Origin of the sequence: Streptomyces anulatus (assembly GCF_014650675.1) — a bacterium.
Classification (GTDB): Bacteria; Actinomycetota; Actinomycetes; order Streptomycetales; family Streptomycetaceae; genus Streptomyces; species Streptomyces anulatus.
Map to the genome: position 1 here is coordinate 556,365 of NZ_BMVK01000003.1, position 14,699 is coordinate 571,063.

A 14,699-nucleotide genomic window follows, 5' to 3' on the forward strand; every position below is an offset into this window, starting at 1 on the left:
GCGGGTGGTGGGCCGTGCGCGGCCCTCGGACAGGAGGACGCGCGCCGACCGTAAAAGGAAGCATTCGGGCCGAAAATGGAGACTCCCGGACCGCCCCGGACTCATCGGTTCCGCCCGGGACTCATCCGACTCGGCTACGGACTCATCGGCTCCGCACCGGAATCATCCGACCCGGATCCGAACTCATCTGCTCCGCACCGGAATTATCCGTCCCGGATCCGGAGTCATCGGTCCCGGCTCCGGAATCGTCGGCCCCGCCCCGGAATCGTCCGTCCCGGCTCCGGAATTATCGGCCCCGCTCACCTTCGCGGGCCCCGCCGCTCGGCGGCGGCCTCATCGGTGCGGCCCGGGGTTCATCGCCCCGGCCCCCGCCCCGGCCCCCGTCGGTGGGTTCATCGCCCCTTCCCTCGCCGTACCAGCAGGTCCGCCACCACCGGCAGGTGGTCGGAGGCGACGGTCTCCGGCACCCACGCCTTCCGCACCGTGATCCCGGTGCCCGGCCCGCCCTTCGACACCGCCACGAAGTCGATCCGCTTGACCGGGTCCTGCGCCGGGAAGGTGGGCGCTCCCGGGTCGGCGTCCGCCAGCTCCCGCCACAGCGGGGACAGTTCGGGGGCGTCGGGCTCCGCGTTGAAGTCGCCGAGCAGGATCCGCGGGCCCCGGTCCTCGGCCATGATCCGCCGGGTGTCGGCGACCTGGGCGACGCGTACGGCGGGGTCCGGGCGGTAGTCGAGGTGGGTCACGTACACGTGTACGGGCAGGCCCCGCACCCGTACGACGACCTCCCCGAACCCCGGGGCGGGGGCCGGGACCGGGTTGGGGTCCTGGGTGGAGAGCCGCGTGATCTCGTGGTTCTCGGCGCCCACGATCCGGTGGCGCGACAGCACGGCGACCCCGTACTCCGCCCGGGGGCCGCCCGGTCGGTCCGGGTCCAGGCTGTAGATCGGCGCGAAGGAGACGTGCATGCGCAGCCGCCGCGCCAGCTCTCCGGCGAGATCCCGCCACTCGCTGCGGTCGCCCCAGTGCCGGTCGACTTCCTGAAGGCCGATCACATCGGCGTCCAGCGCACGGAGTTCGGCGGTCTGACGGTCCAGGTCGAAGACGCCGTCCACCCCCGCCCCGGCGTGGATGTTGTACGTGGCGACCCGCAGCGGCAGGTCCCCGCCGGAAGGGGGGCGGGCCGTCGTGGCGGCGGCGGGCGGCGCGACGAGGGCACCCAAGAGGGATGCGGCGAACAGAAGTTGAGGGATACGAGAGGTACGGCGACGCAGCGACATGGCTCTCCAACCGGCCGAAAATCGCGCACTTTGTCAGGTCAGCGTCGAGAACCGTACCGCCCGGCCGCCGCGAGGTCCCACCGGCGCGGCGGGTCCGGGGGCACGGAAATCGACTTGTACGTTGTACAGGACCTGTCTTACGCTGTATATCAACGAAGTCCTCTACGCCGTACAGTGCCGAATGCCGTACGGCCCTCCGGAGCGAGCTGTCACCGCACCGGACCCCCCGGAGCCCAAGGAGTCCGCATGACGGCGCCCGCCGCACAGCGACCAGACCTCGCCCCCCAGGGGCATCCGCAGCGCTGGCTGATCCTCGGCGTCATCTGCCTGGCCCAGCTCACGGTGCTGCTCGACAACACCGTCCTCAACGTCGCGATCCCCTCCCTCACCGCGGAGCTGGACGCCTCCACCTCCGACGTGCAGTGGATGATCAACGCCTACTCACTCGTCCAGGCAGGTCTGCTGCTCACCGCCGGCAGCTCCGCCGACCGCTACGGGCGCAAGAAGATGCTGATCGTGGGCCTCGCCCTGTTCGGCGTCGGCTCGCTCGTGGCCGGGCTCTCCCAGTCCTCGGGTCAGCTCATCGCGGCCCGCGCCGGGATGGGTGTCGGCGGCGCGCTGCTGCTCACCACCACGCTCGCCGTCGTGGTCCAGATCTTCGACGAGACCGAGCGGGTCAAGGCGATCGGGATCTGGTCGACCGTCGCCTCCCTCGGCTTCGCGGCGGGACCGCTGTTCGGCGGGTTCGTCCTCGACCACTTCTGGTGGGGCGCGATCTTCCTGATCAACATCCCGGTCGCCCTGATCGCCCTGGTCGCCGTCGCCCGGCTCGTACCGGAGTCGAAGAACGGCCAGGGGGAGCGCCCCGACCTGCTGGGGGCGCTGCTCTCCACGATCGGCATGACCGCCGTCGTCTTCGCGATCATCTCCGGGCCCGAGCACGGCTGGGCGTCCGGCCAGGTGCTGCTGACGGCATTTGTCGGGGTCGCGGTGCTGGCCGGGTTCGTGCTGTGGGAGCTGCGCATTCCGCACCCGATGCTCGACATGCACTTCTTCCGGAACCAGAAGTTCGTCGGTGCGGTGGCGGGGGCGATCCTGGTCGCCTTCGGGATGACCGGCTCGCTCTTCCTGCTCACCCAGCATCTTCAGTTCGTCCTCGGTTACGGGCCGTTGGAGGCGGGTCTGCGGACCGCGCCGATGGCGCTCACCGTGGTCGTCCTCAACCTCGCGGGCCTCGGCGCGCGCATGGTCCAGAAGTTCGGCACGCCCGTCGTCATCGCGGCGGGGATGAGCTGCCTGGCCGCCGGTCTCGCCGCGATCGCGGTGCTCGGTGGGGGCGACGGCGGGTACGGCGGCATGCTGTTCGGCCTGGTCGTGATGGGCGTGGGTGTCGCCTTCGCGATGCCCGCGATGGCCAACGCCATCATGAGCGCGATCCCGCCGGAGAAGGCCGGAGTGGGCGCGGGGGTCAACGGCATGCTCGCGGAGTTCGGCAACGGGCTGGGGGTCGCGGTGCTCGGCGCGGTGCTGAACGCCCGCTTCGCCGCCCTGGTGCCGGCCGCCGTCGGCGCCGCCTCGCTGCCCGCGGCCCTGGCCGCCGCCGACGGGCCCGCCGCCCGGGAGGAGATCAAGGAGGCCTTCGCCTCGGGCCTGGAGGTCAGCCAACTGGCGGGCGCGGTCGCGGTGCTGGCGGGCGGACTGCTCGCCGCGTTCCTGCTGCGCCGGGCCGAGCGTGCGGAGGCGCGTCCGGCCGTGGCCGCGAAGGAGCCGGTGGCCGAGACCGCGAAGGCCGGGGACCGGGCAGACTCGACGGGACCGGCGGCATAGCATCGGAGCGGACGCGCATACCGGACCGTCAGCGTCCGGTACGCCGTCCTTCCGGCAGGACGGCTCGGTCCCGCCCTTCCGGCAGGACCGATCGGCGGAGAGGTCCGCGCAAGACGAGGAGAGTGCGCCATGGTGTCCGAGTCCGACCGCGAGTCCGTGTCCGAGCCCGAGCCGGATTCCGGGGCCGGGGCCGGGGCCGACCGTCCGAACAACCCCGCGCGGACCAGCGTGTGGCTGGACCGGCAGACCCCCTCACGCTCCCGCAGGTCCGAGTCCCCGGCGGGCCTGGACCGCAACCGGATCACCGAGGCGTCGGTGCGGCTGCTGGACGCCGACGGCCTCGCCAAGTTCTCGATGCGCCGGCTCGCCGCCGAGCTGGACGTCACCGCGATGTCCCTCTACTGGTACGTCGACACCAAGGACGACCTCCTGGAACTGGCGCTCGACTCGGTCTACGCCGAGATCGCCCCGCCCCGCGAGGACGCCGACTGGCGGGACCGGCTGCGGGATCTGGCCCGCAGCTACCGCGAACTCCTCGTCCGCCACATCTGGGTCTCCCCGCTGGCCGGGACCTTCCTCAACATCGGGCCGAACTCGATGCTGTTCTCGTACGCCGTCCAGGACGTCGTACGGGCCACCGGGCTGTCCCTGGAACGGCAGACGGGCGCGCTGTCGGCGGTCTTCCAGTTCGTGTACGGATTCGGCACCGTCGAGGGTCACTTCAAGGCGCGGTGCGACGCGACCGGACTGTCCCAGGACGAGTACTTCCAGCAGGCGATGGGCACGATCAGGGCGCAGCCGCACATGCGGCAGATCGTGGAGGCGTCGGACGACCTGATGGCGGCGCGGGGCGGGAAGACGGTCGAGGAAATGCGCGAACGGGACTTCGTCTTCGCGCTGGACCTGCTGGTCGCGGGCATCGAGGCGGTGCGCGACCGGACGGGCTCGCCCGCCCGGTAGCCGCGAACCGCGTTCGCGTTCATCAGCCGCGTACCGCGTACCGCGTTCGAGTTCATCAGCCGCGTGCCGCGGTCGTCAGCCTCGAACCGGCTTCGATGCCCGCGCACCGGCTTCAGTACCCGCGCCCCGCGTCCACCGTCAGCTCGGGCCGGCGGCCCGCCGTCACGGCCTCCCAGCAGGCGGCGAAGTCGACGGAGACGTCCTCGTCGGTGGTGATCCCCGAGGAGTGCGAGGTGATGACCGTACGGGGCAGCTTCCACACCGGGGCGTCGGGCGCGGCCGGTTCCTCCGGCAGCACGTCCAGCACCGCCCGCCGCACCCGGCCGTCCCGCAGCGCGGTCTCCAACGCCCCCATGTCCACGGTCGCGCCCCGCCCCACGTTGACGAACGTCGCCCCGCGCACCGCCGCGAACCGGGCCTCCCCGAAGAAGCCCTCGGTGGCCCCGGTCAGCGGCAGCGTGGAGATCACCCAGCGGGCCCCGCCCAGTACCTCGGTGTCCTCGGCGGCCCCGATCACGCGGTCGAAGCCCGGCACCACCCGGGCGACGCCCGGCGCGGGCCCGAAGCGCGTCGTGCGGGCGACGCCCACGGTGCGCACCCCGCAGGCCCCCAGCAGCCGCCCGACGGCCGCGCCGATGCGGCCGGTCCCGTAGATCAGCGCGGTCTGCCCGGTGACGAGCTCCGAGGGGAGGCGCTCCCAGTGCGCGCGGGCGTGCCGCTCGGTGAACTCCGGCACGGACTGGCACTCGGCGAGGATCCAGGCCAGGACGTACTGGGCCATCCGCTCGCCCATCCGTCCCACGGTCCGGGTCAGGAGCGCCGAGCCGGGCCAGGGACCCCCGGCGAACAGCGGGTCCGTCCCCGCGTTGACGCTGTGGAACCAGAGCAGACGGCTCGTCCGCAGCGCGTCGGGCAGCGTCTCGCCCACGCACAGCAGGGGCGCGTCGGACGGCGGCGGGACGTCCTCCAGCGGCTCCGCGCCCCGCCCGGTGATCCGCTCCAGCTCCCGTACCAGGCCGCCGTCGAGCGAGGGCGCGACCAGCAGCCGGGCCTTCGCGAGGGCGTCGGGCGCGGGCAGCGGGGTCGGGAAGGGCAGCCCGCAGCCGAGGGTCGAGTAGGGCTGTCCCGGGACGGATATGGGCGGAACGGGCTCGGTGTTCCCGGTCTCTCCGGTCATCGCGCGGTCAGCTCCCCGGTGCGAGGTGGGCCGGGAAGCCGCCGGTGGCGACGGGACCCCAGCGCTCCGGGGTGACCCGGATGATCGACTTGCCCTGCTTCACCATCGCGGCCCGGTACTCGTCCCAGTCCGGGTGCTCGCCCGAGATGTTCCGGAAGTACTCGACGAGCGGTTCGACCGAGTCCGGGGTGTCGATGACCTCCGCCGAACCGTCGACCTGCACCCACGGCCCGTCCCACTCGTCCGACAGCACGATCACGCTGACCCGCTCGTCGCGCCGCGCGTTGCGGGTCTTGGCTCGTTCGGGGTACGTCGACATGACGATCCGCCCCGAGTCGTCCACGCCGCAGGTCAGCGGGGAGCCCTGGGGGCGGCCGTCGGACCGGACGGTGAGCAGGACCGCCCGGTGCCGGGGGCGTACGAACGCCAGCAACTCGTCGAGTTCCACGGCGGTGTTGGTCGCGATGTTCGGTGCCATGCCCACCACCCTACGACCGGGTCCGGTCACTGCCCGGGCAGCGCCTCGCCCTGGACCGCCTGGATGTCCAGCTCCACGCGCAGGGTCGTGCCGATCGCGGAGATGCCCGCCTGGACGACCTGGTTGTAGTTCATCGCGAAGTCGGCGCGGCGCAGTTCGGCGGTGGCGTGGAAGGCCGCCCGCACCCCGCCCCACGGGTCGGGCCCGGTGCCGAGGTAGCTGAGGTCCAGGTCGACGGGGCGCGAGACGCCGTGCATGGTCAGCTCGCCGTGCACGGTCCAGCGGTCGGGTCCTGCCGGGTCCAGCGAGGTGGAGCTGTAGGCGATCTCCGGGTACCGGTCCACGTCCAGGAAGTCGGGCGAGCGCAGATGCTTGTCCCGCATCTCGTTGCCGGTGTCGATGCCGGCCGCCCTGATCACCGCGTCGACCCGGGAGCGGGAGACGTCCTCGGCGATCTCGATGCGGCCGCCGAAGTCGGTGAAGCGGCCGTGCACGCTGGAGATCCCCAGGTGCTGGGCGACCGCGCCGACCGAGGAGTGCGCGGGGTCCAGCGACCAGACGCCCGGCGGCGGCAGCTCCACCCCGCCCTGGCGGGCCAGCACGATCTGGCCGCCCTCGATCCGGCCGCTCGCGGTGACGAGAGCGGTGGAGGCGGCGGGCGCGTACCCGACCGCCGTGACGATCACCGTGTACGCGCCGGCCGCCAGGGAGCCGTCCGTGCGGACGGCCCCGTCCTCGTCGGCCGCGGCGCGCAGCACCTGGGCGCCGGTCATGTCGGTGACGGTGACGACGGCGTGCTGGACCGCCCAGCCGTCCCGCGTCCGTACCTGTGCGCGAAGTCCCATCCCGTATCTCTCTCCTAGCTCGATGACCCGCGGCCGGCCCGAAAGGAACCGGGCCGCATGAGTCGGGCCCCGGGGCGGTCACGGCAGGCCGTCCCCTGCTCGCCGTACCCGCCACCGGGGCCCATTTCCACCCGGTCGCGACAGCCTCTCCGCTGGAAGTGCCGTCCGACCAGGGGTCTTCGCGATCCCTTCACGTGCTCGCGCGCATCCTTATGGGTGCACGCGCGCCCGTACCGAAGGGATCAGTCCCGAGGAATCGGCCCCGAGGGGCCGGTCCCGAAGGGTCGGTCCCGAGGGGTCGATCACTCGCCCGGGTGGGCGAGTTCGATGTCGTGCCCGTCGACTCCCGGGCCGCTCACGGTCAGCGATCCGGCCACCGGCGGGTAGCCGGTCGCGATGACCGCGTACTCGCCCGCGTCCAAATCGGTGAAGGCGTACGCCCCGTCCTCGCCGGTCGTCGCGGTGGCGACCACGTTGCCCGCCGCGTCGATCAGCGTGACCCGCGCGTCGGCCAGCGGGCTCCGGGCGGACCCGGCCCGCACGACGCCCCGGACCAGCGCACCGGACCGCAGCGCGGCCTCGACCCGGGTGACGCCCTGGCCGCCGATCTCCACCGGCAGCGCCAGCGGACGGAAGCCGGCCGCGTTGACCGCGACGGTCACGGAGCCCGGGATCAGCTCGCCGAAGGCGAACTCACCGGCCGGCCCGGACGCGCCGGTGGCCAGCACGTCGCCCCGGACGTCGGTCACGACGACCATCGCGCCGTCGACGGGGGCGCCGGACTCGGCGGCCTTGACCGTTCCGGCCAGTCCGCTCGTACCGGACAACAGGATGTCGAAGGCCAGCGGCTCCTCGCCGACGACCACCGTGGACGCCTGCGGCTGGAAGCCGTCGGCGGAGGCGATCAGCACGTAGCTGCCGGAGCCGGGGGCGTCCAGGGTGTAGCCGCCGTCGGGCCGGGCCACGGAGCGCCCGAGCTGCCGGCCGCCCAGTGAGATCAGGGTGACGGCGGCGCGGGCGACCGGAGCGCCCTCCGCACCGCGCACCACACCGTGCACCGGGGTGCCCCGGACGCCGTCGACGGTGTCGTACGGGGCGGGGACGGGAGCGGGTGCGTCGGCGGGGGCCTCGGCCGTGTCGACCGAGGTGACCCCGGCCGCGCCCTCGGAGGCGAGCCCGGCCGCGCCGACGACGGCGGGCACGGGGACCTCGGCCGTCCCGTCGGCGGCCGATGCCTCGGCGGGGGCATCGGTCGTCACGCTGCTCTTCAACGCGACCTCCTTGATGAAGAGCGTCACGACGAAGGCGACGAGCGCGGCCGGAGCGGCGTACAGGAAGACGTCTCCGACGCCGTGCCCGTACGCGGCCTCCATGACCAGGCGCAGGGGCTCGGGCAGCTTGTCCAGGTCGGGGATGCCCCCGCCGCCGGTACCGCCGTGGCCGAACGCCGCACCCTCCGGGCCGAGGTCGGCGATGCCTTCCTTGACGTAGTGGGTGACCCGGTTGCCCAGGACCGCGCCGAGCGCCGAGACGCCGATCGCGCCGCCGAGGGAGCGGAAGAAGGTGACGACGGAACTCGCGGAACCGAGGTCCTCGGGAGCGACCTGGTTCTGCGTGGCGAGGACCAGGTTCTGCATCATCATGCCGATGCCGAGACCCATGACGAACATGTAGACGGCGACGTGCCAGTACTCGGTGTCGTACCGGATCGTGCCGAGCATCCCGAGCCCGGCCGTGACCAGGAAGCCGCCGCTGACCAGCCACGCCTTCCAGCGCCCGGTCTTGGTGATGACCTGGCCGGAAATGGTCGAGGAGAGGAAGAGCCCCGCGATCATCGGGATGGTCATCACGCCGGACATCGTCGGCGACTTGCCGCGCGCCAGCTGGAAGTACTGGCTGAAGAAGACGGTGCCCGCGAACATCGCGATGCCGACGAACAGCGAGGCGATCGAGGCCAGCGTGATGGTGCGGTTGCGGAAGAGGCGCAGCGGGATGATCGGCTCGGCGGCCCGCGACTCGGTGAAGACGAAGATCAGGCCGAGCAGGACCGAGCCCGCGACCATCACGCCACTCTGCCACGAGAGCCAGTCGTACTTGTCGCCCGCGAAGGTCACCCAGACCAGCAGCAGGGAGACGGCGGCGCTGATGAAGAACGCGCCGGTCCAGTCGACCTTGACGCCCTCGCGCTTGACGACCGGGAGCTTGAGGGTCTTCTGGAGCACGATCAGCGCGATGATCGCGAACGGCACGCCCACGTAGAAGCACCAGCGCCAGCCCATCCAGCTGGTGTCGGTGATGACGCCGCCGAGCAGCGGACCGCCGACGGTGGCGACGGCGAAGACCGCGCCCAGGTAGCCGCTGTAGCGGCCGCGCTCGCGCGGGGCGATCATCGCGGCCATGACGATCTGCGCGAGGGCGGAGAGACCGCCGACGCCGATGCCCTGGACGACCCGGCAGGCGATGAGCATGCCGCTGCTGGTCGACAGACCGGCGACGACCGAGCCCAGGACGTAGATGATCAGGGCTATCTGGACCAGCAGCTTCTTGCTGAAGAGGTCCGAGAGCTTGCCCCAGAGCGGGGTGGTGGCGGTCATGGCCAGCAGCGAGGCCGTCACGACCCAGGTGTAGGCGCTCTGGCCGCCGCCGAGGTCGGAGATGATCTCGGGCAGGGCGTTGGAGACGACCGTCGACGACAGGATCGCGACGAACATGCCGAGCAGCAGCCCGGTCAGCGCCTCCATGATCTGCCGGTGTGTCATCGGCGTGCCGTCGGAGGCGCCGGAGGCGGTGGCGCCCCCGTGCCCTCCGTGCTTGGCGTGGCCGCCCCGCACACCGGTGGGTGTGGTCGTAGCCATTGAGTTCCTTATCCGTGCGTATTTGCTTCTGTTACACAGGTGTACGGGTGTGAGCCTCGTTGCCGAGGCGGGTCCTGCACTCGCCGGTGTGACGTCCGGGGGCGCAGCCGCCGGATCCGCGACAGGCGAAGCTGTCGCGCAGCCGGGACAGCAGCGCGATGAGCCGGCCGACGTCGTCGTCGGACCAGTCCTCAAGGTTGTGGGCGAACACTTCGGTGGTCCGCCGGGTCAGTTCGTCGAGCTGCTCGTGCCCGCCGGGGGTCAGCCGCAGGATGCGGGACCGCTTGTCCGCCGGGTCCGAACACCGTTCGATCCAGCCGTGATCGGCCACATGAGCCACGTGGCGACTGGTCACCGACATGTCCACGGACAGCAGCTCGGCGAGCCGGCTGATCCGCATCTCGCCGTGCCGGTCCAGAAGGGTCAGTACGGCGGCGGATCCCGCGGGACACTCGGGGGGCAGCGCGCGGGCGAGCCCCCTCTTGACGGCCCCGACGGCGCTGAGCTGCCGTGCCAGTTCCTCGTAACTACTCCGTGCGGCCACGGGAACCCCCAGCACACTCACGACCATGTTGTTGCTTAGGGCAACGATAGAAGCCGTTGGTTGCTACAGGCAAACGAAAACGGCCTTGCAGAAGTAAAGGAACGCAAAAGCCTCCGTAGGGTCCGGGTCAAGCCCGTTCCCCGGCTGCGCCGACGCAGGTCGGACGGGGTGCCGGGTGGCCCCGGGGGTTGGGCCGTGGGCCCGAGTTCGCTAGGGTCCTGCCCCATGGCACACAACCCCCACGCCCCTCAGCCGGGCCCCGAGGGCACCCCTGACCCGGCGGGCAGCACGCAGATGTTCCGCGCCTTCGTCGACGAGGGCGAGCCGCAGCGCCGGCAGCAGCCCGCGGCGACCTCTTCCGGGCCGAAGGCCGGGGTGATCGCGGCGGTGGTCGCGGTCGTCGTCGTCCTCGGTGCGGTGGCCTGGCTCGCACTGGGCTGACCCGCACCCGTACAGGACCGGCTCACGCTCGTACGGGACCGGCTCACGCTCGTACGGGACCGGCTCAGGCTCGTACGGGACGGGACCGGCTCGCGCTCGCAGCGACCGGCTCACGCTCGCACGGGGGAAACGGCCCCGCGCAGGCACAGGGGGGCAGGTCCGCGACGGCGCTGCACGACACCACAGCACGACCGTACGATCCGGCCGCACGGGGACGGGAGGCGGAGCCGCACAGCCGGCCGCCGCTCCACCCCGGGCGGCCTTCGTGCGTGGACGGGCCGCCCGCCGTCCCCCGGTCGGATCACTTCCACACGGCGGAGACGTCCTGCGTCTCGACGTGCATCCCGAGCGGGACCCGCCAGGACTCCACGCAGACGGTGTACGACTCCGAGCGCGCCGAGCCCGCGCCGATCGGGGCGGGCAGGGGCTGGGACGAGGTGATGGTCGCCCAGTCGACGCCGAGGGCGCCGATGATGTGCGTGGCGAAGGTGACGGTCCCCGAGCGAGCAGGGGAGCCGCCGGTGTTGCGGAACTCCACGGTCACCTTCTCGCACCACCGCTTGTCCGCCGCCGCGCGCTGGGGTGCGCTCAACGTCAGCGCGGCCGGGGTCGCGGGCGGAGTGGGAGGCTCCGGTGTGCCGGGGACGCCAGGGGTGCCGTCGCCCGGAGGTGAAGGGGTGCCGGGCCCGCCGCCCGGCTTCGAGGGCTCAGCGGGCTTCGGGGGCTTCGCGCCCGGCCCGTCGGGTGAGCCGCCCCCCTGACCGCCCGGCGTCTCCGTACGCGCCCCGCCGGGACTGTCCTGGGCGCGCCCAGGCTCGCTCGCACCCGGGGAGGAGGGTGCGGACGAGGGATTGCCGGACCCGCGACCGCCTGGGCCGCGCTCATCGCTCCCGCCGCCGTTCCCGTCGAGCGGGACCAGCGTCACCTTGCCCGAAGGCTTCCCGTCGCCGCCCGCCGGCCGGTCCCCGCCGTCGGCGGCGGCGCCCACGGCCACGTATCCGTCGTCGCCCGGTCCGCTCCCGCAGGCGGCCAGCAGGCCGCCGCCCAGACACAGCGCGGCCGCCGAGGCGGCGATGGCGGTGCCCCGGCGGCCGGTCGAGCCGAATGTCTGACGTCGCATCGCGCCAGTGTGGCTGACGGTCCGTCAAATCTGAACCCTGCTGCAGGGATCGGCAGAGTTGCCCGCAGCAGGGATCAGCAGGGATCAGCAGGGACCGGCGGAGGCCAACAGAGGCCGGCCCGCATCAGCAGAACTCTGCCGGCCGCCCTCAGTCCGCGATGAGCCCTTCCCTGAGCTGCGCGAGCGTGCGGGTCAGCAGCCGGGAGACGTGCATCTGGGAGATGCCGACCTCCTCGCCGATCTGCGACTGCGTCATGTTCGCGAAGAACCGCAGCATGATGATCTGGCGCTCGCGCGGGGCGAGCTTGGCCAGCAGCGGCTTGAGCGACTCGCGGTACTCGACGCCCTCCAGCGCCGAGTCCTCGTACCCGAGGCGGTCGGCGAGAGAGCCCTCGCCGCCGTCGTCCTCGGGGGAGGGGGAGTCCAGGGAGGAGGCGGTGTAGGCGTTGCCGACGGCGAGACCGTCGACCACGTCCTCCTCGGAGACCCCGAGCGCGCGGGCCAGCTCCGGAACGGTCGGCGAGCGGTCGAGCTTCTGCGCGAGCTCGTCGCTGGTCTTGGTCAGGGCGAGCCGCAGCTCCTGGAGGCGGCGGGGGACCCGCACGGACCAGGAGGTGTCGCGGAAGAAGCGTTTGATCTCGCCGACGACGGTGGGCATCGCGAACGTCGGGAACTCGACGCCCCGTTCGCAGTCGAACCGGTCGATCGCCTTGATCAGGCCGATCGTGCCGACCTGGACGATGTCCTCCATCGGCTCGTTGCGGCTGCGGAACCGCGCCGCGGCGTACCGCACCAGCGGGAGGTTCAGTTCGATCAGTGTGTCCCGCACATAGGTCCGCTCCGGACTGTCCGTTCCCTCGGGGCCCGATGCGGGGCCGAGCGCGGCAAGCCGCAGGAACAGGGAGCGGGACAGCGTGCGGGTGTCGATGGCTTCCGGTGAGCTGGTGAGCACGGCGGGTGCCGGCACGCTCTTCGTGAGCGTGAGCACCTTCGAGCTGCCCTGTTCTTCGGACATGCCACCCCCTTGAGGTCGCGGACGGTCGCGGTGGCCGCGACCATCGGAGGAACGCAGCCTCCACCTGAATACCGGAGGCGGGGCTGCGGCAAACGCGCTTCGAGCAGAATGTCACATGTCGGCAACACGCTGTAGTGACATGTCGACAAGTCAGCGCCGAATCCGCCCTGGAAACAGGGGGTGTAGGCCTTTTATGCCGTCAGAACTGCTCTGTGGACGGTCTACCCGTTCCGGTTACGCCTCGATCCTGTTTGCGGATCTCAGTCGGGCGAAACTTCTGGCGAGAAGCCTTGACACATGCATCTGGGAGACGCCCAGTTCCGCGCTGATCTGAGACTGGGTCAAGTTGCTGTAGTAGCGCAGGAGGAGGATGCGCTGCTCGCGCTCGGGAAGCTGGACGAGGAGGTGCCGGACGAGATCGCGGTGCTCGACGCCCGCGAGCGCGGGGTCCTCGTAACCGAGCCGGTCGAGGAGTCCGGGCAGCCCGTCGCCCTCCTGGGCGGCTTCCAGTGAGGTCGCGTGGTACGAGCGTCCGGCCTCGATGCAGGCCAGCACCTCGTCCTCGGAGATCTTCAGCCGCTCGGCGATCTCGGCGGTGGTGGGCGAGCGCCCGTGGGCGGTCGTCAGGTCCTCGGTGGCGCCGGTGACCTGGACCCACAGCTCGTGGAGCCGGCGGGGGACGTGGACGGTGCGCACGTTGTCGCGGAAGTACCGCTTGATCTCGCCGACGACGGTGGGCATCGCGAACGTGGGGAACTGGACCCCGCGGTCCGGGTCGAACCGGTCGATGGCGTTGATCAGGCCGATGGTGCCGACCTGGACGACGTCCTCCATCGGCTCGTTGCGGCTGCGGAACCGCGCCGCGGCGTACCGCACGAGGGGGAGGTTCGCCTCGATGAGGGCGGCCCGGACCCGGCGGTGCTCCGGAGTGCCCGGCTCCAGGTTCTTGAGCTGGCCGAAGAGGACCTGGGTGAGCGCCCTGGTGTCGGCGCCGCGGGCCCTGGCGGGCCTGACCGAGGGGTCCGGGGTCTCCGTCTGGATGTCCTCGGTCTGGACGGTCTGGGGAGGCACTTGAGGCGCTGTACTGGCCGGCACGGTGACGCCACCCCTTTGCGGTCAACTACGGTCAACTCATCCGTCAAAAGCGGTCATAGCATCACAAGACATGTCCACTGTGTGCAAGCACCTCATAGTGCCGTGTTGAGGTCATAAGGGTTTAAACAGCACAAAGAAACCCCTCGCCTGACCGGCGAGGGGTTGCTGGAACCGGCGCGAACCGGCACCGGGGGAGCGTCAGAAGGGGTAGTCGGCGATCACCCAAGTGGCGAATTCTCGCCACTGTCCGGCAGCGGCCTGGTGGGCCGGGTGCTCGATGTACCGCTTGAGCGCGTCCTCGTCGGCGACGGCGGAGTTGATGGCGTAGTCGTACGCGATCGGCCGGTCGGTGATGTTCCAGGCGCACTCCCAGAACTCCAGCTCCGGAACCTGCCCCTCCAGCTCCCGGAAGGCCCGGTCCCCGGCGACGACCCGCGGGTCGTCCCGCTCGACGCCCTCGTTCAGCTTGAAAAGGACCAGGTGGCGGATCATCGTGCTGCTCCTACTTCACCAGTTCTGACATGAAGTCACCGACGCTCTGCGCGGCGGTGGAAATGCCTTCGAACCCTACCTGGACCAGTTCGGCGGCCCGCTGCGGAGACATGATGATCGTGTACAGCACGAAGACCACCAATATGTAGATGATGATCGTCTTTGCCTTGGCCACAATCCTGCCCCTCCATCGGCCCCACGTGCGATCGGGCGATTGTATCCGCACAGATGGTCGTATCCGGGTGGCCGTTTCTGATCACTGATGCGGCCTTTAAGGACCTATGACCCCGCCATCAAGGTCTTTTGCCCGCTCTCAAGGCTCCTGTCGCCCGGCAGCATGGATACCGAGCCCAACGGGACCAGGCAGGACCCGGAGGGCCGGAACAGGGCCTCTCTGTGGGGTCACCGCCGCGCGATTCCCCCCTGACCGCGGCGGGCGACCAGCAGGCCCTGTTCTCACCGGGGGAAGCGGCTTGTCCCCCCGATGCCGCTTCCCCCGACCTGAACCGTGAACCGGAGCGCCCGGTCGCCGTACATCCTCTGTACGGCGGCCGGGCGCTTCGCCGTGTGAGG

At 71.4% G+C, this 14,699-nt stretch carries 14 protein-coding genes; 3 read left to right on the forward strand and 11 right to left on the reverse strand.

Annotated elements, in window-relative coordinates:
- Nucleotides 1–392: 392 nt before the first annotated feature.
- Nucleotides 393–1,277 (reverse strand): endonuclease/exonuclease/phosphatase family protein, encoded by an 885-nt coding sequence (locus tag IE272_RS10950; protein ID WP_098891001.1) that lies wholly within the window; start codon nt 1,275–1,277, stop codon nt 393–395.
- A gap of 246 nt (nt 1,278–1,523) precedes the next feature.
- On the opposite strand from IE272_RS10950, the gene IE272_RS10955 reads away from it, so the two are divergent.
- Both IE272_RS10955 and IE272_RS10960 read left to right on the forward strand, forming a co-directional pair.
- Nucleotides 1,524–3,104 carry a DHA2 family efflux MFS transporter permease subunit gene (locus IE272_RS10955; protein WP_050359948.1) on the forward strand — a complete coding sequence of 527 codons (1,581 nt, stop codon included), beginning with the start codon at nt 1,524–1,526 and terminating at the stop codon, nt 3,102–3,104.
- A 129-nt stretch (nt 3,105–3,233) separates the two neighbouring features.
- Nucleotides 3,234–4,064 carry a TetR/AcrR family transcriptional regulator gene (locus IE272_RS10960; protein ID WP_229897265.1) on the forward strand — a complete coding sequence of 277 codons (831 nt, stop codon included), beginning with the start codon at nt 3,234–3,236 and terminating at the stop codon, nt 4,062–4,064.
- Nucleotides 4,065–4,176: 112 nt separating this feature from the next.
- Here IE272_RS10960 and IE272_RS10965 read toward each other — a convergent pair whose 3' ends face one another.
- The 5 genes from IE272_RS10965 to IE272_RS10985 form a co-directional block, all read right to left on the reverse strand.
- A complete protein-coding gene (locus IE272_RS10965; protein WP_073958533.1) occupies nt 4,177–5,160 on the reverse strand; it encodes an NAD(P)-dependent oxidoreductase in 984 nt (327 codons plus the stop codon).
- Between the two features lie 88 nt (nt 5,161–5,248).
- A complete protein-coding gene (locus tag IE272_RS10970) occupies nt 5,249–5,719 on the reverse strand; it encodes a PPOX class F420-dependent oxidoreductase (RefSeq protein ID WP_057664259.1) in 471 nt (156 codons plus the stop codon).
- A gap of 26 nt (nt 5,720–5,745) precedes the next feature.
- Nucleotides 5,746–6,564: a YceI family protein gene (locus IE272_RS10975; RefSeq protein WP_056702291.1), complete on the reverse strand. Its 819-nt coding sequence runs from the start codon at nt 6,562–6,564 to the stop codon at nt 5,746–5,748.
- A gap of 302 nt (nt 6,565–6,866) precedes the next feature.
- Nucleotides 6,867–9,323 carry an MFS transporter gene (locus tag IE272_RS10980; protein WP_459542086.1) on the reverse strand — a complete coding sequence of 819 codons (2,457 nt, stop codon included), beginning with the start codon at nt 9,321–9,323 and terminating at the stop codon, nt 6,867–6,869.
- Between the two features lie 127 nt (nt 9,324–9,450).
- Nucleotides 9,451–9,963 carry a MarR family winged helix-turn-helix transcriptional regulator gene (locus tag IE272_RS10985; RefSeq protein ID WP_050360036.1) on the reverse strand — a complete coding sequence of 171 codons (513 nt, stop codon included), beginning with the start codon at nt 9,961–9,963 and terminating at the stop codon, nt 9,451–9,453.
- 225 nt (nt 9,964–10,188) lie between these two features.
- Here IE272_RS10985 and IE272_RS10990 point away from each other — a divergent pair, with 225 nt between their 5' ends.
- A complete protein-coding gene (locus IE272_RS10990; RefSeq protein WP_050359951.1) occupies nt 10,189–10,404 on the forward strand; it encodes a hypothetical protein in 216 nt (71 codons plus the stop codon).
- A 301-nt stretch (nt 10,405–10,705) separates the two neighbouring features.
- Here IE272_RS10990 and IE272_RS10995 read toward each other — a convergent pair whose 3' ends face one another.
- From IE272_RS10995 to IE272_RS11015, 5 genes are all read right to left on the reverse strand, one after another.
- Nucleotides 10,706–11,524, reverse strand: coding sequence for a hypothetical protein (locus IE272_RS10995; RefSeq protein ID WP_190006740.1), 819 nt, complete (start codon nt 11,522–11,524; stop codon nt 10,706–10,708).
- 148 nt (nt 11,525–11,672) lie between these two features.
- Nucleotides 11,673–12,539 carry an RNA polymerase sigma factor SigF gene (locus IE272_RS11000; RefSeq protein WP_018958648.1) on the reverse strand — a complete coding sequence of 289 codons (867 nt, stop codon included), beginning with the start codon at nt 12,537–12,539 and terminating at the stop codon, nt 11,673–11,675.
- Nucleotides 12,540–12,773: 234 nt separating this feature from the next.
- The gene (locus IE272_RS11005; RefSeq protein ID WP_050359953.1) at nt 12,774–13,634 is read right to left on the reverse strand and encodes an RNA polymerase sigma factor SigF; all 861 of its coding nucleotides are present in this window, start codon (nt 13,632–13,634) and stop codon (nt 12,774–12,776) included.
- Nucleotides 13,635–13,832: 198 nt separating this feature from the next.
- A complete protein-coding gene (locus tag IE272_RS11010; protein ID WP_003967684.1) occupies nt 13,833–14,126 on the reverse strand; it encodes a Dabb family protein in 294 nt (97 codons plus the stop codon).
- Between the two features lie 10 nt (nt 14,127–14,136).
- Nucleotides 14,137–14,301 carry a hypothetical protein gene (locus IE272_RS11015; RefSeq protein ID WP_007446295.1) on the reverse strand — a complete coding sequence of 55 codons (165 nt, stop codon included), beginning with the start codon at nt 14,299–14,301 and terminating at the stop codon, nt 14,137–14,139.
- Between the last annotated feature and the right edge of the window lie 398 nt (nt 14,302–14,699).